This is a genomic window from Stenotrophomonas sp. I18B00994 (assembly GCF_014145825.1).
Lineage (GTDB): Bacteria > Pseudomonadota > Gammaproteobacteria > Xanthomonadales > Xanthomonadaceae > Stenotrophomonas > Stenotrophomonas maltophilia.
The window spans coordinates 36,826-61,065 of record NZ_JACIUW010000009.1 but is presented as its reverse complement, the minus strand read 5'-3'; the positions used below and the strand labels follow the sequence as shown (position 1 = coordinate 61,065).

The following is a 24,240-nucleotide window of genomic DNA, read 5'->3' as shown; positions in this document are numbered from 1 at the left end:
GGTCTGGAATCCATTCGATTATCCATAGAGCAATGCAGGGCGAACAGCGCGCGCGGACAATATTTCTCTGGTTATGGACGCTGGTCACAGCGGCCAAGCTGGTAGTGGCTGCGCGGCTGCCACTGTTTGTTGACGAGGCGTTCTATTGGCAGGAAGGCCAGCATCTGGCCGCTGCGTATTCGGACCTTCCCGGACTGACCGCGTGGTTGGCGCGCCTGGGTGTGGAGATCGGTGGCCACCATGTGCTCGCGTTGCGCCTGCCGTTCCTGGCCATCGGCGCGCTGCTGCCGTTGCTGGTGGTGCGCACGGCCACGCGCTGGTTCGGCAATGTGGCCGGTTGGCAAGCGGGCAGCCTCACGCTGTTGATGCCGTTGTCGGCGACGCTGGGCCTGCTGGCGGTGCCGGATGTGCCCATGGCACTGGCCGCGGTGATCTGTCTGCACGCCGGTGCGCGGCTGCTGCACAACGTTGATGCATCGTCGGCGATGAAGCTTGCGCTGGGCCTGTCGATCGGTGCGCTTAGTCACTACCGTTTCATCGGTGTCATCGGCGTTGGCTTCATCGCGTTGCTGGCGCTCCCGCAGGGGCGGCGCATGCTGGCCGATCCGCGCGTATGGGTCGCGCTGGCGGTGGGCGTGCTGGCGTGGCTGCCGTTGCTGGCATGGAACGCGGACAACCACGACGCCGGCCTGAAGTTCCAGGTGGTCGAGCGCCATCCCTGGACGTTCGAATGGAACGGGCTGTGGTTCCTGGTGATCCAGCCCATGCTGGTCACCCCGATCCTGTGCATGGCGATGTGGAAGGTGGCGCTGGCCGGTACCCGCAGGGGCGGCGGCACGCGCGTGCAGTGGCGCTACTTCGGCCTGGTCGGGGGCGTATCCACGCTGGGCATCTTCCTGCTGGGCTTCTTCACCGACGTCGAGCGGATCAGTTTCCATTGGCCGCTGCCGGGCTACCTGGCCCTGCTGGTGGCGGTGCCGGTGGTGCTCAACGGCTGGCCACGCTGGCTGCGGCGCACCGGCTGGTGGCTGGCGGGCGCAGGCATGGTGCTGGCGTTCGGCTATTACCTGATGGCCTCCACGCCCGCGTTGCGTGAGCAGCTGGCAGGCAGCAAGTACTACCCGCGCAATTTCGCGGGCTGGCAGCCGTTGGCGATGGCGGTGCGCGAAGAGTTGCAGCAGATGCCGGCGGGCACGCGGGTGCTGGCGGGGAACTTCAAGGTTGGCGCCGAGCTGGGCTTCCAGCTCGGCAATGGCGATATCGAAGTGCTGCCGCATCCGCTCAACGACAAGCATGGGCGCACCGCGCAGCTGGCGCAGTGGGAACTGCTGCATGAGGGCAAGCGCTCGACGCCGATGCTGCTGGTGCTTTCACCCAGCGACCAGCGTTACCGCGATCTGCTGGCGCGCTATCACGCCATCTGCGGACAGGTGGGGCCGCTGCCGGCGCCGCGGGTGGTCAGCAGTGACCATGGCTTCCAGCGTTTCCTGCTGTTCCGGCTGCCGGCGCAGCGCGCGCCCGGGGCGGCGTGCGTGACTCCGGCAATGGCGTGGCTGGATACGCCTTCCAACGGCGAAAAGGTGTCTGGCACGCTGGCGATCAAGGGATGGGCGTTCAAGGATGGTGTCGGCCTGACACGGGTTGAGGTGCTGGTCGATGGCCGCTCGATGGGGGATGCGCGCTATGGCCGCGCATTCGACGTGCGCCAGACCTGGCCGGACAGCACCGATCCGCAGCATCCTGCGGTGGGCTTCGATGCTTCATTGGACACGAGCACGCTGGCGCCGGGACGGCATTGGCTGGGCCTGCGCCTGCACGGTCGCGATGGCAGCGTGGAGGAATGGCAGGAGCAGCCGTTCGAGGTTCGCGGGCGCTGAGGCGGAGCGCGGTCCAGGTGGTCGCGCGCCAGGTTGGTCGGGTGCTCCAGGTTGGTCGGGTGCTCCACGTTGGTCGGGGGCTCCACGTTGGTAGAGTCGACTGTCAGTCGACTGCTCTTCCAGCCGCCGGCAAAACCCCGCGCTGCGCGCGATAGTCGACTGACAGTCGCCGCTACCCGGCTCAGGTCCTACCCGGCCCATGTCCGGCCTGTTTCCGCGATCGGTGCCGGCAGTCAGTGTGTCGCCTTCAGGGCACCGCGAACCCTGCCTGGCGCAGCAACCCGCACAACGCGATCAGCGGCAGGCCGATCAGAGCGGTCGGGTCACGGTTGTCGATCGCTTCGAACAGGCTGATGCCCAGGCCCTCGCACTTGAAGCTGCCGGCGCAGTCCAGGGGCTGTTCGGTGGCCACGTAGCGTGCGATCTCCTCCTGGCCCAGCGCGCGGAAACGGACCTCGGTCAGATCCACGGCACTGAATGATTCTCCGTCTCGCGTGAGACTGGTGGCGGTATGGAAGCGTACTGTCTGCCCGGACATCGACGCCAGCTGCGCGCAGGCCGCCTCGGCCGTGCCCGGTTTGCCCAGCGGTCGCCCGTTCAGGTCCGCCACCTGGTCCGAGCCGATCACCCAGGCGCCGGGGTGGCGGGCGGCGACTTCGGTTGCCTTGGCCGTGGCAAGGCGCGTTGCAAGGGCCAGCGGCGTCTCACCGTTCAACGGGGTTTCATCCACCTCCGGGCGCGCGCAGTCGAAGGGCAGGCCCAGCCGCTGCAGCAACTCGCGGCGGTAGCGGGAGGTGGAGGCCAGGACCAGTGACATGCGAGAATACCGGGGCAGGGTGCGGCAGTCTGGCCTGTGCGCAGCGCCAGCAGCAAGTGCTGTATGGCGGGCATTTGACAGCAGCCCCCCCGATCCTTAGTATTCAGCGGCTTATGTCCGCGAACGTGCCCGAATCGCTGGATGCTTGGCGGATGGTCGTAGCGCGAAGGCGCTTCGACGGCCAGGTCTCCCTGGCTGAATTGACCCGCCTGCAGGGGCTGGTCGCAGATACCGACGGCGAGTGTTCCTACTCGCTTGAATTCGGTCGCGACGAAGTCCTGCGGGTATCCTATGTGGAACTGACCATCGACACCGCGTTGCCGCTGACCTGTCAGCGCAGCATGCAGCGATTCCTGTTGCCGGTGAAGGTGACCCAGAGGCTTGGCCTGATCCGCGACGAGGACGAGGAATCGTCCCTGCCGGAGGAGTACGAGGCGTTGCTGGTGCCGGAAGACGGCCAGCTGCGTCCGCTGGACCTGGTCGAAGACGAGTTGGTGCTGGCGGTGCCGGTGGTTCCGCTGTCGCCCGACGGTGAAGCAGTCGACAAGGACTGGGCGCCGAGCGAAGAAGAAACAAAGAAGGCCAATCCGTTCGCGGCATTGGCGGCATTGAAGAAACAATAGCAGCCGGATTGTCGTCGGCGGCTGCGGCGAAAGCGAAAGTGTGCTGGGCGCTGGCGTCCTGCGCGACGATACGACGAAGCAAAACGAACCGAGTTTGGAGCAATCCCATGGCTGTGCAGAAATCCCGTGTTACCCCGTCCCGCCGCGGCCAGCGCCGTTCGCATGACGCCCTGAGCGCCAAGCAGCTGTCGACCGACCCGACCACCGGCGAAGTGCACCTGCGTCACCACATCACTGCCGACGGTTTCTACCGCGGCAAGAAGGTCATCCAGACCAAGACCTCGGCCGTCGAAGAAGATTGATGTGCCGGGAAGGCCGCTGCCCCCGGGCAGCGGCCTTTGCCTTCTTTCCCGGGCGTGCCGGTGATCGGCGGCCCGCGCAACAGGAAACATGATGAGCAAGCGGATCTACTCGAGGATCGCGGGCACCGGTAGCTATTTGCCGGAAAAAGTCCTGACCAACGCCGACCTGGAAAAAATGGTCGAAACCTCGGATGAGTGGATCCAGTCGCGCACCGGAATTCGTGAACGGCACATCGCGGCCGAAGGCGAAACCACCAGCGACCTCGGCTACCAGGCCGCGTTGCGCGCACTTGAAGCGGCCGGTATCGACGCTTCGCAGCTCGACATGATCGTGGTCGGTACGACCACGCCTGACCTCATTTTCCCCTCCACCGCGTGCCTGATCCAGGCCAAGCTCGGTGTTGCGGGGTGCCCTGCCTTTGACGTCAACGCCGCCTGCTCGGGCTTCGTGTTCGCGCTGGGCGTGGCCGACAAGTTCATCCGTTCCGGCGACTGCAGGCACGTGCTGGTGATCGGCACCGAAACGCTGACCCGCATGGTCGACTGGAACGATCGCACCACCTGCGTGCTGTTCGGCGATGGCGCCGGCGCCGTCGTGCTCAAGGCCGACGAGGAAACCGGCATCCTCAGTACCCACCTGCATGCCGACGGCAGCAAGAAGGAGCTGCTGTGGAACCCGGTGGGCGTCTCGACCGGCTTCAAGGACGGTGCCAACGGTGGCGGCACCATCAACATGAAGGGCAACGACGTGTTCAAGTACGCCGTCAAGGCGCTGGACTCGGTCGTGGACGAGACCCTGGCTGCCAATGGCCTGGACAAGTCCGACCTGGATTGGCTGATTCCGCACCAGGCCAACCTGCGCATCATCGAAGCCACCGCCAAGCGCCTGGACATGTCGATGGACCAGGTGGTGGTGACTGTCGACAAGCACGGCAACACCTCGTCCGGCTCGGTGCCTCTGGCGCTGGACGCCGCGGTGCGTTCGGGCCGCGTCGAGCGCGGCCAGCTGCTGCTGCTGGAAGCCTTCGGCGGCGGCTTCACGTGGGGTTCGGCCCTGCTGCGCTATTGATAGTGCAAGTTACGACAATGTGAAGTTTTGTCGTTACGGCCCCTCTGGGGCCGTAACGCGTTTAAAGGAGTACACGTCATGGTTGAGCCCATCGTCATCGAAGGGCAGCGCGCCTGGCTGAAGCAGTACGGCAAGGGAAGCCGCGCAGTGGCCCTGGGCCTGCTCAATTTCGTTGCCCGCCGTTTCCATCTGGACGCCCTGCGGCCACCGCCGCACCGTGGTGGTGATGCCGCGCGAGAAACCGAAGCCCGTCGCCTGGGAGAACTGCAGGCGCAGGGCGTGAACGTGCCCGACGTGCTGGGCAGCGGCCACGCCGCGCTGGTGATCGGTGACAACGGCAGCTCGTTCAATACCTGCCTGCGCCAGGCCGATGAGGCCGGCCGCGACCGGCTGGTGATGGCGGCCATGCAGGCCATCGCCGAAGCGCATGCGCGCGGCGCCTATTTCGGCCAGCCGCTGCCGCGCAACCTCACCTGGGATGGGCAGAAGGTGGGCTTCATCGACTTCGAGGAAGATCCGCTGGAAGTGATGGATCTGTCCGAAGCGCAGGCCCGCGACTGGCTGATGTTCGGTTACGGCGTGGCCAAGTACTACGCCGACCGCCCCGAGCAGCTGCAGGCGATGATGGCCGAGGCGATGGGCGAGGCCCAGGCGCCGGTGCGTGAACACGTGCACGCGGTCAGCGGCCGCCTGCGCAGCCTGGCCCGGGTCTGCATGAAGCTGGGCCGTTCAGCGCGCGCGCTGGCGCATTCGATCTTCATCGCCCATGGCGCCAGCACGGCGGGCGTACTGATGCTGGTGGGCCTGTGCGTGGACTTCCTCGCCGACGGCGACCTGGACGTGCTGCAGCTGTTCTGCTGATGGCAGGTTCGCGCTGCTGGCAGGTTGGCGCTGCGGTAGAGTCGACTGTCAGTCGACTTCCGCGCGCAGCGCGGGTTTTCAGCGGCTGATCGAAGGGCAGTCGACTGACAGTCGACTCTACCTGGGCGGGGCACCGCACCGGATGCCGGGTTGTCCCGCGGCCGCGCTCCATACGCCTGCATACGCGCACGTACAGACGACACAGCGGATTCGCCCTTATCATGGCCCGCTTCGATTGCAACAAGCGGATGACCGCGTGACCGTATCCACCCTCGCTTTTGTCTTCCCCGGCCAGGGCTCGCAGTCTGTGGGCATGGTGGCCGAGCTGGCCGAACTGCACCCGCAGGTGCGTGAAGCCTTCACCGAAGCATCCGATGGTGCCGGCGTCGACCTGTGGGCGCTGTCCCAGGGTGGCCCGGAGGAAATGCTCAACCGTACCGAATACACCCAGCCGGCCCTGCTGGCCGCGAGCATCGGCGTGTGGCGCGCCTGGAACGCCGTGGGCGGTCCGCGCCCGTCGGTGCTGGCCGGCCACAGCCTGGGCGAGTACACCGCCCTGGTCGCCGCTGGCGCGCTGAGCCTGCATGACGGTGCGCACCTGGTGCGCCTGCGCGGCCAGCTGATGCAGGAAGCCGCACCGGCCGGTGTCGGCGCCATGGCCGCCGTGCTGGGCGCTGAAGACCAGCTGGTGCTGGACGTCTGCGCCGAAGCCGCGGGCAGCCAGGTGGTGGTGCCGGCCAACTTCAATTCGCCGGGCCAGATCGTGATCGGCGGCGACGCAGATGCGGTTGACCGCGCGCTGGCGCTGCTGGCCGGGAAGGGCGTGCGCAAGGCCGTCAAGCTGGCCGTGAGCGTGCCCTCGCACACCCCGCTGATGCGCGAAGCCGCCAACCGCCTCGCCGAAGTGATGGCTGGCCTGTCCTGGCAGGCGCCGCAGCTGCCGGTGGTGCAGAACGTGGATGCCCAGGTGCATGACGGTATCGACGCGATCCGTACCGCGCTGGTCCAGCAGCTGTACCAGCCGGTGCAGTGGACCGGGTGCGTGCAGGCGCTGGCCGGCCGCGGCATCACCCGGATCGCCGAGTGCGGCCCGGGCAAGGTGCTGACCGGCCTGGTCAAGCGCATCGACAAGGCCATCGACGGCCGTTCACTGGCCACCCCGGGCGACTTCGAAGCCGCCCGCGAGGCATGGTCGGCCTGACTCCCCCTGTTCCTGCCGACCGTACCGGTGGCCGCTGCACGCGGTACGGGTACGGCGGCCGCCCCAGCCTGAGGAAAACATCATGAGCAAGCCCCTGCAGGGTGAAATCGCACTGGTCACCGGCGCCAGCCGTGGCATTGGTGCCGCCATCGCCGATCTGCTGGCCGCCCAGGGCGCCACCGTCATCGGCACCGCCACCACCGAATCCGGCGCTGCCGCGATCGGTGAGCGCCTGGCCGCCCACGGCGGCCACGGCCGTGCACTGAACGTGACCGACGCTGCCGCGCTGGACAGCGTGCTGGACGGCATCGCCAAGGAGTTCGGCCCGATCTCGATCCTGGTCAACAATGCCGGCATCACCCGCGACAACCTGCTGATGCGCATGAAGGACGAGGACTGGGCGTCGATCATCGACACCAACCTGACCAGCGTGTTCCGCACCAGCAAGGCGGTGATGCGCGGCATGATGAAGGCACGCAAGGGCCGCATCATCAACATCGCATCGGTGGTGGGCGTGACCGGCAATGCCGGCCAGGCCAACTACGCGGCCGCCAAGGCCGGCATCATCGGCTTCAGCAAGTCGCTGGCCAAGGAAATCGGTTCGCGCGGTGTCACCGTCAATGTGGTTGCTCCCGGCTTCATCGACACCGACATGACCAAGGCGTTGCCGGAAGAAGCGCGCACCGCGCTGATCAACGACATTGCCCTCGAACGCCTGGGTTCGCCGGAGGACATCGCCCATGCGGTGGCCTTCCTGGCCAGCCCGGCTGCCGGTTACATCACCGGCGAAACCCTCCATGTGAACGGCGGCATGTACATGCCGTAAGCAAGGGGCGCAGGGATTGCGCCGCAAGTGGTTGATCTGCTGAGGTTTTTGCTGCGATGCAAGGCCGCGCCGGTTTCCACTACACTATCCCACGGCCATCGCCTTTGATGGCGACCACTTTTGAACCACAACTCCATCTGGAGCGAGATCCCATGAGCACCATCGAAGAACGCGTCAAGAAAATCGTCGTCGAACAGCTTGGCGTCAAGGAAGAAGAAGTCACCAACAGCGCATCGTTCGTCGATGACCTGGGCGCTGACTCGCTGGACACCGTCGAGCTGGTGATGGCCCTGGAAGAAGAATTCGAGTGCGAGATCCCGGACGAAGAAGCCGAGAAGATCAGCACCGTGCAGGCCGCCATCGACTACGTCAAGGCCCACGTCAAGGCCTGATGTCAGACGGCAGTGCGCGTGCAGGTATTTCCTTGCCGCGCACCGCACCCCATGGGGCCGCTGTTGCGGCCCCGTGTGTTTGAGCATCACATCGAAGCAAACCGAGTTGCCCGTAGAAATCATCCGGGTCAGGAGAAACAGCAATGAAGCGTCGCGTCGTCGTAACCGGCCTGGGTATCGTCTCGCCGTTGGGCAATGATCTGGCCAGCAGCTGGGAAGGCATCACCCACGGTCGTTCGGGCATCGGTCCGCTGACCAACGTTGCTGATGCCTACGTGGATCGGTTCACCACCAAGATTGCAGGTGAGGTCAAGGGATTCGACATCACCGCCGACAATGAACTGTTCGGCAAGTTCCGGGTCAGCGGCAAGGATGCCAAGAAGATGGACCCGTTCATCCATTACGGCCTCGGTGCCTCGTTCATGGCCCTGCATGATTCGGGCCTGGAGATCACCGACGCCAATGCCGAGCGCATCGGCGCCATCGTCGGCGCCGGCATCGGCGGCCTGCTCGGCATCGAAGAGCAGACCATCGAGTTCCACGAGGGCAAGAAGATCTCGCCCTTCTACGTACCCAAGACCATCATCAACATGCTGCCGGGCCAGCTGAGCATCATCACCGGCCTGAAGGGTCCGTCGTTCTCGGCGGTCTCGGCGTGCGCGACCTCGAACCACTCGATCGGTACCGCGATGCGCATGATCCAGTACGGCGATGCTGACGTGATGGTGGTCGGCGGTGCCGAGCGTGGCTCGTCGCCGACCGCGCTGGGCGGCTTCTGCGCGATGAAGGCCATGAGCACCCGCAACGATGCCCCGGAACAGGCCTCGCGCCCGTGGGACAAGGACCGTGACGGCTTCGTGCTGGGCGACGGCGCCGGCATCCTGATCCTGGAAGAGTACGAGCACGCCAAGGCACGTGGCGCGAAGATCTACTGCGAACTGGCCGGCTTCGGCGCCAGCTCCGACGCGTACCACATGACCGCACCGAGCGAGAACGGCGAAGGCGCCGCGCGCTGCATGGTCATGGCCATGAAGGACGCCGGCGTGACCCCGGAACAGGTGGGTTACCTCAATGCGCACGGCACCTCCACGCCGCTGGGCGACCTGGGCGAGACCATGGCGATGAAGACCGCCTTCGGCGACCACGCCTACAAGATGATGGTCAGCTCCACCAAGTCGATGACCGGCCACCTGCTGGGCGCTGCCGGCGGCGTGGAAGCGATCTTCTCGGTGATGGCACTGCAGGACAACGTCATTCCGCCGACCATCAACCTGGAACAGCCGGGCGAAGGCTGCGACCTGGACTACGTACCGAACGAAGCACGCCAGGCCAAGGTGGACGTGGTGATGTCCAATGGCTTCGGCTTCGGCGGCACCAACGGCACGCTGATCTTCAAGCGCGTCTGAGTGGTGTTGCGACGTCGCGCCACGCTCGACGTCGCATTGGTAGAGTCGACTGTTAGTCGACTGCTCTTCGCGGGAAGCCAAATTCCCGCGCTGCGCGCGATAGTCGACTGACAGTCGACTCTACCGTTCGGCGTCCGGAGAATCGGATCAACGCCGTGCACCACGGAGCCGCCGCAAGGCGGCTTCCGTGCATTTGAATTCCCGAACTCGCTGCCATGACCCACGCACCGCTGATCCACCCGCTGCCGCACCCGATCGATCTGCTGGCCCTGCAGCAGCACGACCCGGCGCGCTTCCCGCTGCTGATGGAATCCACCGCCTCGGGCACCGCCCAGGGCCGCTGGAGCCTGCTGCTGGTCGCGCAGGGCGATGGCCTGCGGCTGGATGCCGACGGCCAGGTGCGCGACCAGCACGACCTGGTGCAGCCCGGCACGTTCCTGCAGGCACTGGATCGCGCCTGGCAGCATGAGCGCCTGCCGCATGACGGCAGCCACAGCCTGCCGTTCCGCGGCGGCTGGGCGTTGATGCTCGATTACGAAGTGGCCAGCCAGATCGAACCGGTGCTGCCGGCGCGCGCACGCGAGGATGGCCGCCCGACCGCGCTGGCGCTGCGCTGCCCGGCCGCGGTGCTGCATGACCACCACAACGATGCCAGCTTCGTCATCGCCGAAGCCGGCGAGCAGGCGTTGCTGGATGCGCTGGTGGCACTGGCCTCGGCCGCGCTGCCCGAAGCCGGGCAGGGCTGGCAGTCACCGCAGGCGGTCGGCGAGGACGCGCCGCAGCGTTTCACCGATGGCGTGCGCCGGGTGATCGAGTACCTGCGCGCCGGCGACGTGTTCCAAGTGAACCTGTCGCGGCGCTGGAGCGCGCAGTTCGCTGCGCCGGTCAGCCCGCAGGCGCTGTACGCACAGCTGCGTCGTGCCAACCCGGCGCCGTTTGCCGGCCTGTTCAGCGCGCACGGCCGCCATGTGGTCAGTTCCTCGCCGGAGCGGCTGGTGTCGGTGCACGCCGGCCATGCGCAGACCCGTCCGATTGCGGGTACGCGGCCACGCTTCGAAGGCGACGACGATGCCGCGCGCATCCAGGAGCTGGTCGGCCACCCCAAGGAGCGTGCCGAGCACGTGATGCTGATCGACCTGGAGCGCAACGACCTGGGCCGCATCTGCCTGCCGGGCACCGTGGTGGTCGATGAGCTGATGACCGTGGAGAGCTACGCGCACGTGCACCACATCGTCAGCAACGTCAGCGGCCATCTGCGCCCGGAGGTCACGCCCGGCGAGGTGATCGCCGCCACGTTCCCGGGTGGCACCATCACCGGCTGCCCAAAGGTGCGCTGCATGCAGATCATCAGCGAGCTGGAGCAGGTGCCGCGTGGTGCCTACACCGGCGCGTTCGGCTGGCTGAACCGCGATGGCGACCTGGACCTGAACATCCTGATCCGTACCGCCGAAGTGGATGGCCACGAGGTGAGCTTCCGCACCGGCGCCGGCATCGTGGTCGATTCGGACCCGGACAAGGAGCTGGACGAGACCCGCGCCAAGGCCCGCGGCCTGCTGCGCGCACTGGGCCAGCAGGGGTAGTGCCGGCCGCTGGCCGGCAACCTCATTCATCCACGATCCACGCGATTGTCGGCCAGCGGCCGGCACTACCGGTACCGGCGGGTGCCGTTGTTCCGGTGGGTGCCGACCGTTGGTCGGCACGGCTGCGTGGCCCCGGTCATGACCCCAATCCACCGGCACGGTATCCTGCACGACGGAATCGAGTTCAGAGGTAGTCCATGGCGGGAGCCAAGCGCGGGTGTCTGTTCGTGGTAACGCTGGTGGTGGTGCTGGGCGCCGTCGTGGCCGGCGTGGGCGCGTGGTTCTTCTACCAGCAGACGCGTTTCGCCGATGCCCCGATCACCCCGACTGCCGAGAGCATGGTCATCGCCAGCGGCGATGGCATGAACAGCGTGCTGCGCAAGCTGCGCGATGCCGGCGTGGACGAGGGCCAGGACACCCAATGGCAGCTGCTGGCGCGCCAGCTCGACGCCGCCGGCAAACTGAAAGTGGGCGAGTACGCGCTCAGCGCCGACCTGACCCCGCGCGAGCTGTTGCTGCGCATGCGCGCGGGCAAGGTGCTGCAGCACCGCGTCACGATCGTCGAGGGCTGGAACATCCGCCAGCTGCGTGCTGCGCTCAAGCGCGCCGAGCCGCTGCTGCACACCACCGACAATCTTGATGATGCCGCGCTGATGCAGCGCCTCGGCTTCGGTGGCCAGCATCCGGAAGGCCGCTTCCTGCCGGAGACCTACGTCTACCAGCGTGGCGACAGCGATCTGGACGTGCTCAAGCGCGCCCATGCCGCAATGGAAAAGGCGCTGGATGAGGCCTGGGAAAGCCGTGCGCCGGACCTGCCGATCAACACGCCCTACGAACTGCTGACGCTGGCCTCGATCATCGAGAAGGAAACCGCGCTGGCCAGCGAACGCCCGCAGATTGCCGGCGTGTTCATGCGCCGCCTGAAGATCGGCATGCGCCTGCAGACCGACCCGACCGTGATCTACGGCCTCGGTGCCGCGTATGACGGCAACATCCGCCGCCGCGACCTGACTACCGATACGCCGTACAACACCTATACCCGTGCCGGCCTGACCCCGACCCCGATCGCGATGCCCAGCCGCGACGCGCTGATGGCCGCCGCGCAACCCGCTGCGGGCGACGCGCTGTACTTCGTCGCGGTGGGCGATGGCAGCGGCGCGCACGTGTTCTCGCCCAGCCTGGATCAGCACAACGCCGCAGTCGCCCGCTACCTGCAGCAGCTGCGCCAGCAACGTACCCAGGAGACCCCGGCGCAATGAGTCCCGCGCTGCTTCGCCACCCGCGTTTTGTCAGCCTGGAAGGCGGCGAGGGCGCGGGCAAGACCACCGCCATCAATGCCATCCGTGACTGCCTGCGCAGCCACGGTCATGAGGTGGTACTGACCCGCGAGCCGGGCGGTACGCCGCTGGCCGAGCGCATCCGTGGCCTGGTGCTGAAACCCGATGCCGAGATCGCCGCCGAACCGCTCAGCGCCGAAGCCGAGCTGCTGCTGGTGTTCGCCGCGCGCGCGCAGCATGTGCGCCAGGTGATCCAGCCGGCGCTGCAGCGCGGTGCCTATGTGCTGAGCGATCGTTTCACCGATTCCAGCTATGCCTACCAGGGCGGTGGCCGTGGCCTCGATCCGCAGTGGATTGCCGATCTGGAGCGCCGCGCAGTGGGCCTGCTGCCGGGCCTGACCCTGCTGCTGGACGTGGACGTGGCCGTCGGCCGGGCACGCGCCAATGGCCGTGACCTGTGGCCGGACCGCATCGAGAGCGAACAGGATGATTTCTTCCAGCGCGTGCGCGAAGTGTTCCGCAGCCGTGCGCAGCAGGATCCGCAGCGCTTTGCGTTGATTGATGCGGGCCAGGAGCAGGCGCGCGTGGCCGCCGATGTGGTCGCGAGTGTCGAGCGCTGGCTGCAGGACGGGGAGGGCGCATGAGCACGTTTTCGCCCTGGCAGCAGCGCGCGTTCGACCAGACCGTGGCCGCGCTCGATGCGGGTCGCCTCGGCCATGGCCTGCTGATCTGCGGGCCGGCCGGGCTGGGCAAGCGTGAGGTGGCGTTGGCGTTGGCCGACCACGTGCTGGCGCGCGGGGACGCCGCGCACGCCACGCGCACGCGCCAGCTGATCGCCGCCGGTACCCATCCGGACCTGCAGCTGGTCAGCTTCATTCCGAACAAGAGCGGCGACAAGCTGCGTACCGAGATCGTCATCGAGCAGGTGCGCGAGATCACCGACAAGCTGGCGCTGACCCCGCAGTACGGCGTGGCGCAGGTGGTGATCGTGGACCCGGCCGATGCGATCAACCGCTCGGCCGCCAACGCGCTGCTGAAGACGCTGGAAGAGCCGCAGCCCGGCCGCTACCTGTGGCTGATCAGCAGCGACCCGGCGCGCCTGCCGCAGACCATCCGCAGCCGTTGCCAGCGCCTGGAATTCAAGCTGCCGCCGCAGCACGAAGCGCTGGCCTGGCTGCAGCAGCAGGGCCACAGCGAAGCATTGGCGCGCGAAGCGCTGGAGGCCGCCCGCGGCCATGCCGGCCAGGCCGACAACTGGCTGCGCGAAGACGGCCTGAGCCTGCGCCGCGAAGTCGGTCGAGATCTGGAACAGCTGGCCGCCGGCAAGACCGGCGCGGTGGAGCTGGCGCAGAAGTGGTGTGGTGACGACAACGCGGCGCTGCGCCTGCGCTTTGCCGCCGACCTGGCGCTGGCTCAGGCCAGCACCGATGCCTTGACCACGCCGGAGCGATTGCACAAGCTTGCAGCCTGGTTCGATGCGGCCAACCGCACCCGCGACCTGCTGCGCACCACGGTGCGTGCAGACCTTGCGGTGGTCGAGTTGCTGCTGGCCTGGAACAAGGTGAACGAGCGGCCTGCCGCAAGGGGAAATCGATGAGTGCCAGCAACGCCCGCCAGGGCATCCTGTCCCTGGCCGTGAAGGACAAAGCCGCGCTGTACAGCGCGTACATGCCGTTCGTGAAGAACGGCGGCATCTTCGTGCCCACGCCCAAGCGCTACTTCCTGGGCGACGAGGTGTTCCTGCTGCTGACCCTGCCCGATTCCAGCGAGCGCCTGCCGGTGGCCGGCAAGGTGATCTGGGTGACCCCGGCCGGCGCGCAGGGTAACCGCACCGCCGGCATCGGCGTGCAGCTCGCCGACGGTGCCGAAGGCGAGGGCGTGCGCCACAAGATCGAGACCCTGCTGGCCGGGCTTACCGGCTCGGACAAGCCGACCCACACGATGTGAGGTGGCGCCGGGCCATGCGGCTGCATGCCTCGAAACGCCCGTGAACACGAATGTGAAAAAGTGTTGACGGCCTCTGAAAAGCCCCTATAATGAGCGGCTCAGCAACACACCGGGCGGTTAGCTCAGCGGTAGAGCATTGCCTTCACACGGCAAGGGTCACAGGTTCGATCCCTGTACCGCCCACCATGTTGTAGAACGAAAGAAGCCTCCAGAAATGGGGGCTTTTTTGTTGCCTGACCATCAGCGCGGCTTTCCGGTATCGTTGGCAGCGCGACTCACCGGCTCCCTCAACCGCGCGAGGCGCTCGGGGGACGCACTTCACCGATGCGGGCACAGGATTCCATCCATGCGCTGTTGCGTGGTTCACGGCTAGCGTACTCTCGAGGCAGTGCCGTGCCCCCATTCCCTGGACTGCCACATGCCGCTCGCCCGCATCGATCTTCGCAAAGGTAAACCCGCCGACTACCTGCAACGCGTCGGCGAAACCATCTACCAGGCCATGCGTGCGGTCGGCGTGCCGGAGAACGATCGCTTCCAGATCTTCCAAGAACACGAGCCAGGCACGCTCATCTACGACCCCGGATACCTGGGCGTGGACCGCACCGACGATTTCATCTGCATCCAGATCACCTGGAACGAAGGGCGTACGCTGGAGCAGAAGAAGGCGTTGTACGCCGGCATCGCCGATGGACTGCACGCGGCGGTGGGCATCCGCCGCGAGGATGTGTTCATCAATCTTGTTGAAGTAAAAAAGGAGAACTGGTCGTTCGGTAATGGCGTGGCGCAGTACGTGAGTTGATGCGCGGAAAGCACCACGCATGGCGTGAATCTACACCTCGCTGCCGACCTGTTCGCCTTCGCTGGCCGGGGCATTGCTGGCCGCTTTCACTGCGTCGGCGCTGTTGGGTTGTTCGCATTCGATGCGGGTGAGATAGCCCTCGCTGCCGATGCTGTGCTCGGCACGCTTGACCAGCCACTGGCCATCCACGCCCTCGCGGAACCCCTGCATCACCACGGTGGCTTCGGCCATCAGTGTTTCGCGGCCGGGCAGGGTGTAGCTGAGCGTCCGCGTCTGCCGTGCCTGTTCGCGATGCTTGGCGCGCGCCGCCGCCTCTGCGCTCTCCCGGTCGGCATAGGCCATGCGCAGGCGCATGATCGGTTCACCGCTGCCGACCTTCACTTCCTGGCGCTTGGCACTGCGTACGTCGCGGTAGTACGCAATGGTGGTACCGGCATCTTCGCGTGCGGCAAGGGTTACCCGATAGTCGCTGCCATCGGCCGGGGTGAGGGTGACATCGGGAATGCGCTCGCCGCTGGCGCTGGTGGATTCGCCCCGCTTCACGAACACCAGGCGCCCGGCTCCGGGCTTGGCGATGGCATCGTGCTGTTTGGCCAGGCGCAGCAGAAGGTTCATGTCCGACTCCTGCGACTGCACCGTCAGCGGCAGCACGATGGACGCCAGCGATGCGCTCACCGCTGCGTTCAGCCCATGCTCGCCGGCCATGCGTCGCACCATGTCGCCGATCGTGGTGCCCTTCTTCCAGGTGCGTGTCTTCTGCGTCTGCAGGTCGCTCTTGCCTCCCTTGCTGGTCTCGAACGGTGCCGCCCGGGCGCGCAGCGTCATGCTGCCGGGAAAGCCGGAGATCTCCACCTCGTCGCAGATGTACAGGCCTACGCGCCGCACTTCGCCGTCATAGCCGATGAAGGCCTCCAGTTCCGCGCCAACCGGTGGCAGCTGGATCGGATCGGACGGATCGTGGTCGGCCAGCTGCAGTTCCAGCGTGTCGGACGTGTTGCCGGTCTCGTCGGTGATGCGCAGCGACTTGAAGCGCGCCATGATCTTGTCGGTGATGTCCTGGCTGTTGGCCACCACGCGGAAGGCCGGTGTGATGTTCAATCCCACAGGGCGACTCCCTTGCGCTCGCTGGCCGGGCGCTGCACCTCCGGCAGGGTGATCGCTACGCCGGCAGGCAGTACCGGGCCGCGTGCGGCCAGGCCCGGGTTGGCATCGAACACCGCGCGCAGGATGGCCGGTGACTGCTCGCCATAATGCGCGTACGCGATACGATCTACGACGTCGCCGTCGCGGGTGCTATACGTTCGTGCCATTGCTGTGCTTCCGCAGTGAAAGGGTGAATTCCTGTTTCAGGATCGCGCTGTCGGCGGTGAACTCGCTGGCGGTGGCATCGATCTTCTCGATGACCCACAGGCCCAGGTTGCCGCCTTTGCCGGTCAGCAGTCGATGAGGCGTGCCCTGCGCGGCCAGTTTGCGCAGCTGTGAGAGCTCATTGCCGGCGCCGCGGAACTGGTAGTAGATGACGCCCGGCAGGGTCATGCTGGCTGAGCCCGGTCCGGTGTACTGCAGGGCCGCCATCTGGCCGATGCGGTCCTGCGCCTGCCAGCGATACTCGTTGGATTGCTGGATCTCCCGGAAGACCGCGGTATTGAGGCTGAACTTGAAGCCGCCCAGCATCAGCAGGACCGGGGCGTTGCCGGAGTCATTGGCTTTGAACTGCGACAGCAGCTTGTCCACAGTGCCGGTTACGAATTCGCGTTTCATGCTCAGTTCCTGTCTGCCAGGCCACCACGGGCGGCAACCGCGTTGCGACGCTGCAGCTCGTCGGCCGTGCGGCGCGCCACCGCTTCGCTGGATTCGCCTGGCTGCTGGTGGATGGTGATGTGGTTGGTCTGCTGCTGCTGCACGGTGGTGGCGCTGCGCGGGGTGGGCGAAGGCATCTCCGGTGCGGCACGCCCGGCCGGCGTACCAAAGGCATTCGGCATGCGTGGCTGCACGCTGGCGCTGTGCATGCTGGCGGGCGCCAGCATCACCGGAGGCAGCTGTATGCCGCCGTTTGCGCGTATCGCGCCGTAGGCATCAGCCGCGGTGTTCACACCAAGCGCGATCTTGTCCTTGGCGGTGCCCAGCACGCCCCCGACCTTGTCCATGATGGTGCCCACCACCTCCATGAAGGGGGCGATCTTGGCCATCATCGTGTCGATCACGCTGCTGACCTTCGCTGAAACCCAGTCCCAGGCGCTGCCGAAGGTGACGACGATGAATCCAGCCACCGTGCCGATGACCTCACCGATCATCCTGAAGACCTCGGCGACGAAGCCAGCGACCTGGATGACGGCGCGGAAGTTGAACATCAGCGCTTCGCCCACGAGCTTGCCGATCTCGCCCACGCGGGAGAGTTCGTTTCCGGTGTACTGCGCCGGGGCCAGCATCCGCGACAGCCAGTCCCAGGCCTGTCCCAGCAGGGCACTCACGGCCTCCCAGGCCGGACGCAGCGGCGCAACGGCATTCATCAGCTCTCCCATCGCGGAGGTGCCCGCGCTGCTGAGACCTTCCCATACACCGCCCAGGAAGGCCTTGATCGGCTCCCAGTACTTGCGGACAAGCAGGGCACCGGCAGTGAGCGCGGCCACAGCTACCGCGATAGGGCCGCCACCAATGGCGCCCACTGCGGTGGCGACGACGCGGAACACCGAGGCGATACGCATGGCCATCGGCCCGAAGCGCCCCAGCTGTGCCAGCAGGCTGCCGCCACGGAACAGCTCGAAGGCCTTCTGCACGCCCAGGATCGGGCCCTGCAGGAACGTCCAGGCGTAGCGTGCGCCGAGCACCGCCGTGCGCATGCCCAGCATGCCGACCACGATCTGCGTGGTGTTGGCGATCAGCTTCGGGTTTTCTTGCACGAACGAGGTGACCCCGTTCAGCAGTTCGGTCAGCTTGACCGCGGCTTCGCCCACCGCAGGCAGCAGTGCCGCACCGAAGGCCTTGGACAGGTTATCCACGGCGATCTTGGCACCTTCGATCTTCTGCGGATCGGTCTGCATCGCATCGGCATAGGCCGCATCGGTGGTACCCGCCGATTCATTCAAGGCCTTGTCGCGGACACGGATGTAGGTATCCCAGTTCTCGATCATCGGCTGGACGAAGTTCTTCGCCTGTGCATCGCTGAACAGGGTGCCGATCTTCTTCTGGTCGCCCGCGGTCGCCTGGATGATTCCCTGCATCGCAGCGTCGAAGGGATTGCCGCCGCTGGTCTGTGCATCGCCGATGATCTTGTGCAGATCCAGGTTCAGGCTCTTCTTGGCCTTCTCCTGAATGTCCGGCGAGAGCACCTCGGACATGAAGCTCTTCATGTTGCTGGCGGCCTTGTCGGCGCCACCTGCCGAGTCCAGCGTGGCTTCCAGTGCCGCACCCAGCGTAGCCGCCGCCGATGTGCCCTGCAGCTTCATCGCCTCGAACGAGGAACCCAGCACCGGCAGCACCTGGGCCATGTCCTTCAGGCCCAGGCTGCCCTGCTGGCTGTTCACCACCAGCACGTCCAGCGCGTTCTGCATGCGCGAGGGATCGATATCGAACGACTGCTGCAGGGCGGCCGCAGCTTGGGCCACATCATCGATGCTGGCACCGGTGACGGTGGTGGTCCGTCCAACGGCGCCGAGGCTGGCCTGCGCGGACTGTGCGTCCATGCCGGCCGCTACCATCAGCTTGATCGACCGCTGCAGATCGTCGGCGCCCTGGTTGGTTGCACGCGATTGCTGCAGGATCGCTTGGCCTAGCGCACTCACCTGCGCGCGGCTGAGGTTGGCTGCCACGCCGATCTGCTGGTTCTGGCGGGCGAAGCCGGAGGCGTTCTCGACCGGCTTGGCCAGTGCGGTGACGGCGGTGCCGAGTGTGCCGCGCGCTGCCTTGAACGAGGCGCCGAGTTTCTCGCGCTTCTCCAGGTTGGCGGTGCGCTTGGCTTCGACACGCTCCAGCGCTTCCTGAGAGGCGCGCAGCGCATCGGCCTGCGCGCGCATGCGGGTGTATGCGGTGCCCGACTTCTTCATCGCGGCGAGCTTGAGCTCCAGCTTGCCGGCTTCATCGCCGAGGCGCTTCACGCCATCATTGGCGAAGGACAATGCGTCCTTCAGCGACTTGGACACCTCACCGCCGATCCTGATCGTTGTCGTTTGAACGTTACTGGCCATGTACCGGCAATCCCTGAATCCACCAGATGAACTTCGACACCCGCAGTGTCATGATTTCGCGCAGGCCCCAGCCGGTATGACCGGCCAGAGCAAGCACTCCCTGCCTGATCTGTGGCAGGGTCAGGTGGTAAAAAGCGCGACGCCTGCCTGCAGCCGGGCGTAGTCGCGCAACGGCATCTTGCGCACGTCGTCCGGCGAGATCTCGCACAGGTTGGCGATCATCCGCACCTCACGCTGGGCGTCGCTGCCCTTGTCGTCCTGGTAGCGCTCCATGTCTTCCACGGTCGGCTCGCGCATGCGCAGCACGGCGGTTTCCATGCCATTGACCTGGCGCGGACGGGTGAGGGTGATCTCGGCGAAGCCATCGCGCTCGATGACGGTGTCGGTGGGGGTCTTGGTCTTGCTGGACATGGATGCGTTCCTGGAATGCGATGCGATGCGATGGATGCGGGGGCGCGAGGCGCCCCCGGGTTCTTCGGTGCGGCGTGGGCTCAGATGCCCAGCGCGCCGCGGATGCCGGCCAGGACGTCGACGCCACCCTGGCGGGCGATCATGTTGACCACGTCGATCTCCTGCACGACCTGGGCACCATGGGTCAGCTTGTAGTAGCTCAGCGCCAGGCTGACCTTGATCGTGCCCTTCTCGCCGACCTTGGTTTCGCCACGGTCCAGCAGCTTCACCTTGCCGCGCATGTTGTGCACGACCTGGGTCACTTCGCCGTCGTCGCCTTCCAGCGCCTCGCGGGCGGTGAAGCCGTATTCCTTGCTTTCGATGACGTGGAACTTGCTCATGATCTCCGCGTCGTCGGAGGCGAACTCGACATCGGCGGTCAGCTTTTCATGGCCGAGCACGATCTCGGTCGGGGCGAGCATGCCGCCGGCCTGGAAGTCCTCGGTCTTCAGAGACAGCTTGGGGGCGGTGAAGGACATCACGCTGCCGGCATAACCCTTGCCGTCGACGTAGAAGTTGAAGTTTTTACGGATCTTGCGCGCCATTCTTAGAAGATCTCCGAGACGTAGTTGTTGTTCATGTGCATGCGGAAGGTCAGCTGCTCACCCGGGTAGGTCGGAGTGAAGTCGAAGTCCCAGTAGAAGCGGCCCTGGGCCACGCTGTCCGCTGCGTTCAGTTCCGGGTCGATCCAGCAGTTGCCGCCGAGGATCGCGCCCTGGGTCTTCAGGCCGCGCAGGAAGGCATTGACGCCCTCGCGCACGTCATCGACGTAGGTCTTGCTGATGCCGCGGTCGACGGCCCACAGGTGGGCGGCCTCCAGACTGTCGGCGATGATGTCGGCGGTGCGTACCACGCACAGGAACTGCCACTTCGGATCGATGCTGGTGGTGCGGTTGCCCCACAGGCGGAAGCCCCCTTCGCGGATGACCGTGGCCACGTTGGCCTGGTTCAGCAGGTTGGCGCGGCTGGTGGCATCGGACAGGCCGAAGTCGATCGCACGCGCGGTACCGACCACGCCGTTGAGTTCCAGGTTCGACGGCGACGCCCACCAGCCGCGCTCGTTGTCGCTGCGGGCGATGGCACCGGCCACGGCACCGGAGGCATGGCGGGTGACGATGGCATCACCGGACTGCACCAGCAGCGCGGGGTCGACCACGTAGACGCGCTTGGAGCCGGTCAGGGCGGCGGTGGACTTGGCGGCGTCGTCGTTGCTGTTCGGGCCATCCTTGATGATCACCGCGCGCAGCTTCTCGGCGATGCCGAGCAGCTCGGCCACGACCGGGTTGGCCAGCACGGCCTCCGGCTTGGCCGGATCGGCCGGGTGCACATGGGTGAAGCCTGGTGCGACCAGGATGCGCGGCTTGACGCCGACGATGGACTTGGCGGCCAGCAGCGCATGCACGCCTTCGTAGGCGCCGGTCTGGGCGTTCACGCCGCCCAGCACGTTGGCCAGGGTGGCGCTTTCATTCGCGCCCTTCTCGACGCGGACGACGACGACGACGGCACTGGACTGGTCGAAGATCGTGTCGAGCGCACCGGGCAGGGTGCCGGCATCGGTGCCGGTGGTCGCCGACAGCTTGGCGGCCTGCGACGGCGAGGTCACCAGTACGGGCGTGTTGACGGGGAACGCTTCGGTGTCGGCCAGCGGTGCGGTGCCGACGATGCCGATCACGCTGCTGGAGGCGATGGCAATCGATCGGGCACCGGTATCGATGTTGACGACCTGTACGCCATGGAGAAATTCGGTCATTCGGGGTTCTTCCTCGGTGTGGGTGTGTGCCGGCTTGTGCAGGCGACGGGGTAATGTTCGGAGAATGTGGCGGTCGCGATAATTGCAGCGGTGGCCCGCTGACCGATCAGACCCAGCCGGAGGCGCTGACGCTTGCGCTGAAGGTGGAAACCTGGGCGATACCTCCGGCACGGCGCAGCGCGACGGAAATGCTGATGCTGTCCGATTCGTAACTGGCGGACCTGGCGGGGACACTGATCGACACGCCTGCCGACGGTGCCGCCGACGCCGGCACAAACGAGGGAGCACTCGTGCTGAAGGAGGCTTTAGCGGGCGAGGAGCCGGTGATCTGCACTTCGTACTCGGAAACGCTTGCACCTGCCGGAAGCCACTGGCCCGACGCTGCTACTGAGCTGCCTCCATTGCCGCCACCGGCGACGCCTGTGCGGATGGCATAGGTGCCGTCGGCATAGATCAGAATCGAGACGGTAGCCGACACGGAGCCGGTGGAGTTGGTCTTGGCGCCATTGCTTGCCGAGTAGCCCTTGCCATGGAACGGCAGCCTGTAGGTGGCGCTGCCGCGGGCCGCCCACAGGTTGGATACGTCCATGCCGTTGATGCGATGGCCTACGTCGGCACGTTTGCTGCCGTACTGGATGTGGGCGTAGCGGCGGCTCAGGTCGGTGCCCGCCAACATGGAGCCGCAGTCCGCAGCAAACGGACCCTCGGCGTAGGGATCGAACAGATCGTCAAAGTCGACTCCACCAGAGGCATAGCCTGAAGGCATGTCAGTTCCCTCCCTTTAGCGACCTGATCTCCGCAGCCAGTTCCTGGATGGCGCGAACCAAGACAGGAATCAGCTGCGACTCCTGGATCGACGGCACTTTCTCACCGCGGTAGTCGACGGCATTCTCGAAGACTGCTTCGGGTACGATTTCGGAGAGCTGCTCTGCAATCATGAAGAGTCGGCGTCGCTCATCGTTCACGAAATCCGAGTTGTACTGGCCGAAATAGGTTTCAATTTTTTCGATTTCCGCCAGGCCGTAGCTCAGGGGTGTCAACGGATGGTCCGACTTCAGCTTGCGCGACGAAGGACGGTTGAATCCCGCCGGAGCTTCCACGACACCTGTCTTCGAAAGCCAGAAGGACTGCCCATAACCCGCGAACGTGAAGACCCGGTCGCCGTCGGTGCTGTCACCGTGGAAGTCGATGTAGCCCTGCGTCGTAGCGTCGACCTCACGGTACAGACGCCACCGCGCGGAGGACCATCCATTTGCACCATTTACGGTCCGTAGCAGCGTTGCCTTCATGCCGTCTGCATTGCCGCCGTGTGGAATAACGCAGTGCAGGGCGGTCTGGCTGTTCCACAATCCGGTCCCGAGCGGTGGGGAGGCAAGCACGGTGTACCCGACGCCGCCATCCACGGTTACCTTGGCTTTTCCGTTGCCTCCAAGCAGTGCAAGCGAGCCGTTCGCATTTCGGTTGACCAGAAAGCCATTGCGGTCGGTGCCGGTGTTGAGACCGGCACCGATCTCGAGGTTGGCGACATCCAGGTTGTCGTCATAGAGCGCGATACGACCTGCGGCATTGCCTCGCATCCGAAGCGGACCGGTCAGGTCTCCGCCGGTGATACTGAGCTTCTTGCTTGGATCGAAATTGCCGCTGGTCCAGACAGTTCCGCCTGCATTGAGCGTAGCGGTGTACGCCCCTTCCAGATTGCGGAAAGTGAACGTGGATCCGGACTTGAAGAGATAGCTGTCACCCGTGCCGAAGTAGACGACACCATCGGTCGCGGTACTGCCCCAGCCGGACAGGCGCAGGGAGTTGTTGGAAATGGTGACGGTGCCACTGAAGGTGCCGCCGGTCTTGTCCATCTTCACTTCAGGCGCGAAGTTCCCGGCATGCCACATCGGCGAGCCGTTCCAGCGCGGGCCATCACCATGCTTGATGGTTATCTCGCTGCTGGCGCTGCGGTCCGCGCTCCATACGCGCCACAGGCTGGAATTTCCCCAGCCGCCAATGAAGGACTGTTCGGCGCCGGCGGCACCGAAGCCCAGCAGCGGATACGTGCCGCTGATGAACTGCTGGTCGGTGAACGTGTTGCCGCCTCTGGACGCCTTGCCATCCAGTGCCGACTGCAGCCCGGTCACATCGGCAATCACATGCTTGTGGCCCACGGTGGCGAAGTCACCGGCCAGGGCGAACTCGGAGGCGTGCTTGCCATCCAGTGTGTCGGCGTCCAGGCCGTTGCCATGCCCGGTGTCCTTCAGTGCGGCGCTCTTCAGTTCCAGCGCAGTGCGCGCCGCCGCGGTGTTCGCCGCAGACAGCAGTGTCTTCGCCAGCGCGGTCGGGGCGCTGGCGCCGAAGCGCTTGTCGGTGTAAGCACGCATGCCACGCGGAGTCACCACGCGCTGTGTGTCGGTCGCATCTTCGGCTTCGGTGGTGGTGGCCAGCTCGACCACGCCGACGACCTCGGTGGTGGCCGGTGGATAGAGGAAGCCGGCATCACCGAACTGGATCTGCGTCGTGTCGATCCCGCTGAAGCGTGTGTCGGTGGCCAGCAGCAGCATCGATGCGGCCGACTTCTCCATGATCGGATCGGCTTGGCCGTAGCTGGCGAACAGCGTACCGTCAGCCAGGTACAGGCCGAAGCCGCGCAGCGTGTAGGAGGTGGCGCTGTCATCGCGGATGGTGACGTGCACGGTGTCATCGCCCACGGCCTGGCCGCCGAAGGTGGCGACGCGCTTGATCTCGCCAGGCAGTGCAGTGAGCCCCGCCGACGGCACGAAGGCAGTCGAGGTCAGGCCGATCTGGGTGATCAGGACGGCGTTGGTGCCGGTGTTCGGCGGATTGACCAGCTTGGCGAAGCCGGCATCGGTGATTTTCAGGCGCATGCGGGG

At 66.0% G+C, this 24,240-nt stretch carries 25 protein-coding genes and 1 tRNA gene; 16 read left to right on the top strand and 10 right to left on the bottom strand.

Translation table 11 applies throughout. From position 1 onward, the window contains the following. Nucleotides 1-32: 32 nt before the first annotated feature. On the top strand, nt 33-1,877 hold the full coding sequence (locus H4O10_RS11910; RefSeq protein WP_049453864.1) for a glycosyltransferase family 39 protein: 1,845 nt from the start codon (nt 33-35) through the stop codon (nt 1,875-1,877). A gap of 247 nt (nt 1,878-2,124) precedes the next feature. Here the strand turns inward: H4O10_RS11910 and H4O10_RS11905 are convergent, their stop codons facing one another. Further along, nucleotides 2,125-2,694: a Maf family nucleotide pyrophosphatase gene (locus tag H4O10_RS11905; RefSeq protein WP_049453866.1), complete on the bottom strand. Its 570-nt coding sequence runs from the start codon at nt 2,692-2,694 to the stop codon at nt 2,125-2,127. A gap of 113 nt (nt 2,695-2,807) precedes the next feature. Here H4O10_RS11905 and H4O10_RS11900 point away from each other — a divergent pair, with 113 nt between their 5' ends. From H4O10_RS11900 to H4O10_RS11830, 15 genes are all read left to right on the top strand, one after another. Continuing rightward, entirely contained in the window at nt 2,808-3,317 is a 510-nt protein-coding gene (locus H4O10_RS11900; RefSeq protein WP_012479287.1) for a YceD family protein, read from the top strand. A 107-nt stretch (nt 3,318-3,424) separates the two neighbouring features. Then, a complete protein-coding gene (gene rpmF / locus H4O10_RS11895; RefSeq protein WP_005408308.1) occupies nt 3,425-3,619 on the top strand; it encodes a 50S ribosomal protein L32 in 195 nt (64 codons plus the stop codon). 91 nt (nt 3,620-3,710) lie between these two features. Then, nucleotides 3,711-4,688 carry a beta-ketoacyl-ACP synthase III gene (locus H4O10_RS11890; protein ID WP_005408309.1) on the top strand — a complete coding sequence of 326 codons (978 nt, stop codon included), beginning with the start codon at nt 3,711-3,713 and terminating at the stop codon, nt 4,686-4,688. Nucleotides 4,689-4,766: 78 nt separating this feature from the next. Further along, nucleotides 4,767-5,549: a hypothetical protein gene (locus H4O10_RS11885; RefSeq protein WP_005408310.1), complete on the top strand. Its 783-nt coding sequence runs from the start codon at nt 4,767-4,769 to the stop codon at nt 5,547-5,549. Between the two features lie 256 nt (nt 5,550-5,805). Next, entirely contained in the window at nt 5,806-6,750 is a 945-nt protein-coding gene (gene fabD / locus H4O10_RS11880; protein ID WP_049403325.1) for an ACP S-malonyltransferase, read from the top strand. A gap of 82 nt (nt 6,751-6,832) precedes the next feature. Continuing rightward, nucleotides 6,833-7,576, top strand: a complete 744-nt coding sequence (gene fabG / locus H4O10_RS11875) for a 3-oxoacyl-ACP reductase FabG (protein WP_005408312.1) — start codon at nt 6,833-6,835, stop codon at nt 7,574-7,576. A 152-nt stretch (nt 7,577-7,728) separates the two neighbouring features. Then, on the top strand, nt 7,729-7,968 hold the full coding sequence (gene acpP, locus H4O10_RS11870) for an acyl carrier protein (RefSeq protein ID WP_005408313.1): 240 nt from the start codon (nt 7,729-7,731) through the stop codon (nt 7,966-7,968). Between the two features lie 143 nt (nt 7,969-8,111). After that, on the top strand, nt 8,112-9,374 hold the full coding sequence (gene fabF, locus H4O10_RS11865; RefSeq protein ID WP_012479290.1) for a beta-ketoacyl-ACP synthase II: 1,263 nt from the start codon (nt 8,112-8,114) through the stop codon (nt 9,372-9,374). 215 nt (nt 9,375-9,589) lie between these two features. Next, a complete protein-coding gene (locus tag H4O10_RS11860) occupies nt 9,590-10,954 on the top strand; it encodes an aminodeoxychorismate synthase component I (RefSeq protein WP_049453868.1) in 1,365 nt (454 codons plus the stop codon). A 197-nt stretch (nt 10,955-11,151) separates the two neighbouring features. Then, nucleotides 11,152-12,213: an endolytic transglycosylase MltG gene (gene mltG / locus H4O10_RS11855; RefSeq protein WP_049453869.1), complete on the top strand. Its 1,062-nt coding sequence runs from the start codon at nt 11,152-11,154 to the stop codon at nt 12,211-12,213. Next, nucleotides 12,210-12,875 carry a dTMP kinase gene (gene tmk / locus H4O10_RS11850; RefSeq protein WP_049403322.1) on the top strand — a complete coding sequence of 222 codons (666 nt, stop codon included), beginning with the start codon at nt 12,210-12,212 and terminating at the stop codon, nt 12,873-12,875. Before mltG ends, tmk begins: the two co-directional genes overlap by 4 nt. Further along, nucleotides 12,872-13,828, top strand: coding sequence for a DNA polymerase III subunit delta' (locus H4O10_RS11845; RefSeq protein ID WP_033835181.1), 957 nt, complete (start codon nt 12,872-12,874; stop codon nt 13,826-13,828). The genes tmk and H4O10_RS11845 overlap by 4 nt, the downstream gene beginning before the upstream one ends. Beyond that, complete coding sequence (locus H4O10_RS11840) at nt 13,825-14,178, top strand: PilZ domain-containing protein (RefSeq protein ID WP_005412452.1); 354 nt, start codon at nt 13,825-13,827, stop codon at nt 14,176-14,178. The genes H4O10_RS11845 and H4O10_RS11840 overlap by 4 nt, the downstream gene beginning before the upstream one ends. Nucleotides 14,179-14,289: 111 nt before the next feature. Next, nucleotides 14,290-14,364: transfer RNA gene (locus H4O10_RS11835), tRNA-Val, on the top strand. A gap of 232 nt (nt 14,365-14,596) precedes the next feature. Next, nucleotides 14,597-14,977, top strand: a complete 381-nt coding sequence (locus H4O10_RS11830) for a tautomerase family protein (RefSeq protein WP_049403312.1) — start codon at nt 14,597-14,599, stop codon at nt 14,975-14,977. A gap of 30 nt (nt 14,978-15,007) precedes the next feature. Here H4O10_RS11830 and H4O10_RS11825 read toward each other — a convergent pair whose 3' ends face one another. The 9 genes from H4O10_RS11825 to H4O10_RS11785 all read right to left on the bottom strand — a co-directional run bounded on the left by H4O10_RS11825 (nt 15,008) and on the right by H4O10_RS11785 (nt 24,234). Then, on the bottom strand, nt 15,008-16,081 hold the full coding sequence (locus H4O10_RS11825) for a contractile injection system protein, VgrG/Pvc8 family (RefSeq protein WP_049453871.1): 1,074 nt from the start codon (nt 16,079-16,081) through the stop codon (nt 15,008-15,010). Continuing rightward, the gene (locus H4O10_RS11820; RefSeq protein WP_005408322.1) at nt 16,072-16,287 is read right to left on the bottom strand and encodes a tail protein X; all 216 of its coding nucleotides are present in this window, start codon (nt 16,285-16,287) and stop codon (nt 16,072-16,074) included. The genes H4O10_RS11825 and H4O10_RS11820 overlap by 10 nt, the downstream gene beginning before the upstream one ends. Then, nucleotides 16,271-16,738: a phage tail protein gene (locus H4O10_RS11815; RefSeq protein ID WP_005408323.1), complete on the bottom strand. Its 468-nt coding sequence runs from the start codon at nt 16,736-16,738 to the stop codon at nt 16,271-16,273. Before H4O10_RS11815 ends, H4O10_RS11820 begins: the two co-directional genes overlap by 17 nt. Nucleotides 16,739-16,740: 2 nt before the next feature. Then, on the bottom strand, nt 16,741-19,116 hold the full coding sequence (locus H4O10_RS11810) for a phage tail tape measure protein (RefSeq protein ID WP_242880690.1): 2,376 nt from the start codon (nt 19,114-19,116) through the stop codon (nt 16,741-16,743). A 165-nt stretch (nt 19,117-19,281) separates the two neighbouring features. After that, entirely contained in the window at nt 19,282-19,572 is a 291-nt protein-coding gene (locus H4O10_RS11805) for a phage tail assembly protein (protein WP_005412456.1), read from the bottom strand. A gap of 80 nt (nt 19,573-19,652) precedes the next feature. Then, nucleotides 19,653-20,156 carry a phage major tail tube protein gene (locus H4O10_RS11800; RefSeq protein WP_005412457.1) on the bottom strand — a complete coding sequence of 168 codons (504 nt, stop codon included), beginning with the start codon at nt 20,154-20,156 and terminating at the stop codon, nt 19,653-19,655. A gap of 2 nt (nt 20,157-20,158) precedes the next feature. Continuing rightward, nucleotides 20,159-21,361, bottom strand: a complete 1,203-nt coding sequence (locus H4O10_RS11795) for a phage tail sheath C-terminal domain-containing protein (protein WP_033835187.1) — start codon at nt 21,359-21,361, stop codon at nt 20,159-20,161. 106 nt (nt 21,362-21,467) lie between these two features. After that, a complete protein-coding gene (locus tag H4O10_RS11790; protein ID WP_049453875.1) occupies nt 21,468-22,127 on the bottom strand; it encodes a hypothetical protein in 660 nt (219 codons plus the stop codon). 1 nt (nt 22,128) lies between these two features. Further along, a complete protein-coding gene (locus H4O10_RS11785; RefSeq protein ID WP_049453877.1) occupies nt 22,129-24,234 on the bottom strand; it encodes a tail fiber domain-containing protein in 2,106 nt (701 codons plus the stop codon). Nucleotides 24,235-24,240 lie beyond the last annotated feature (6 nt).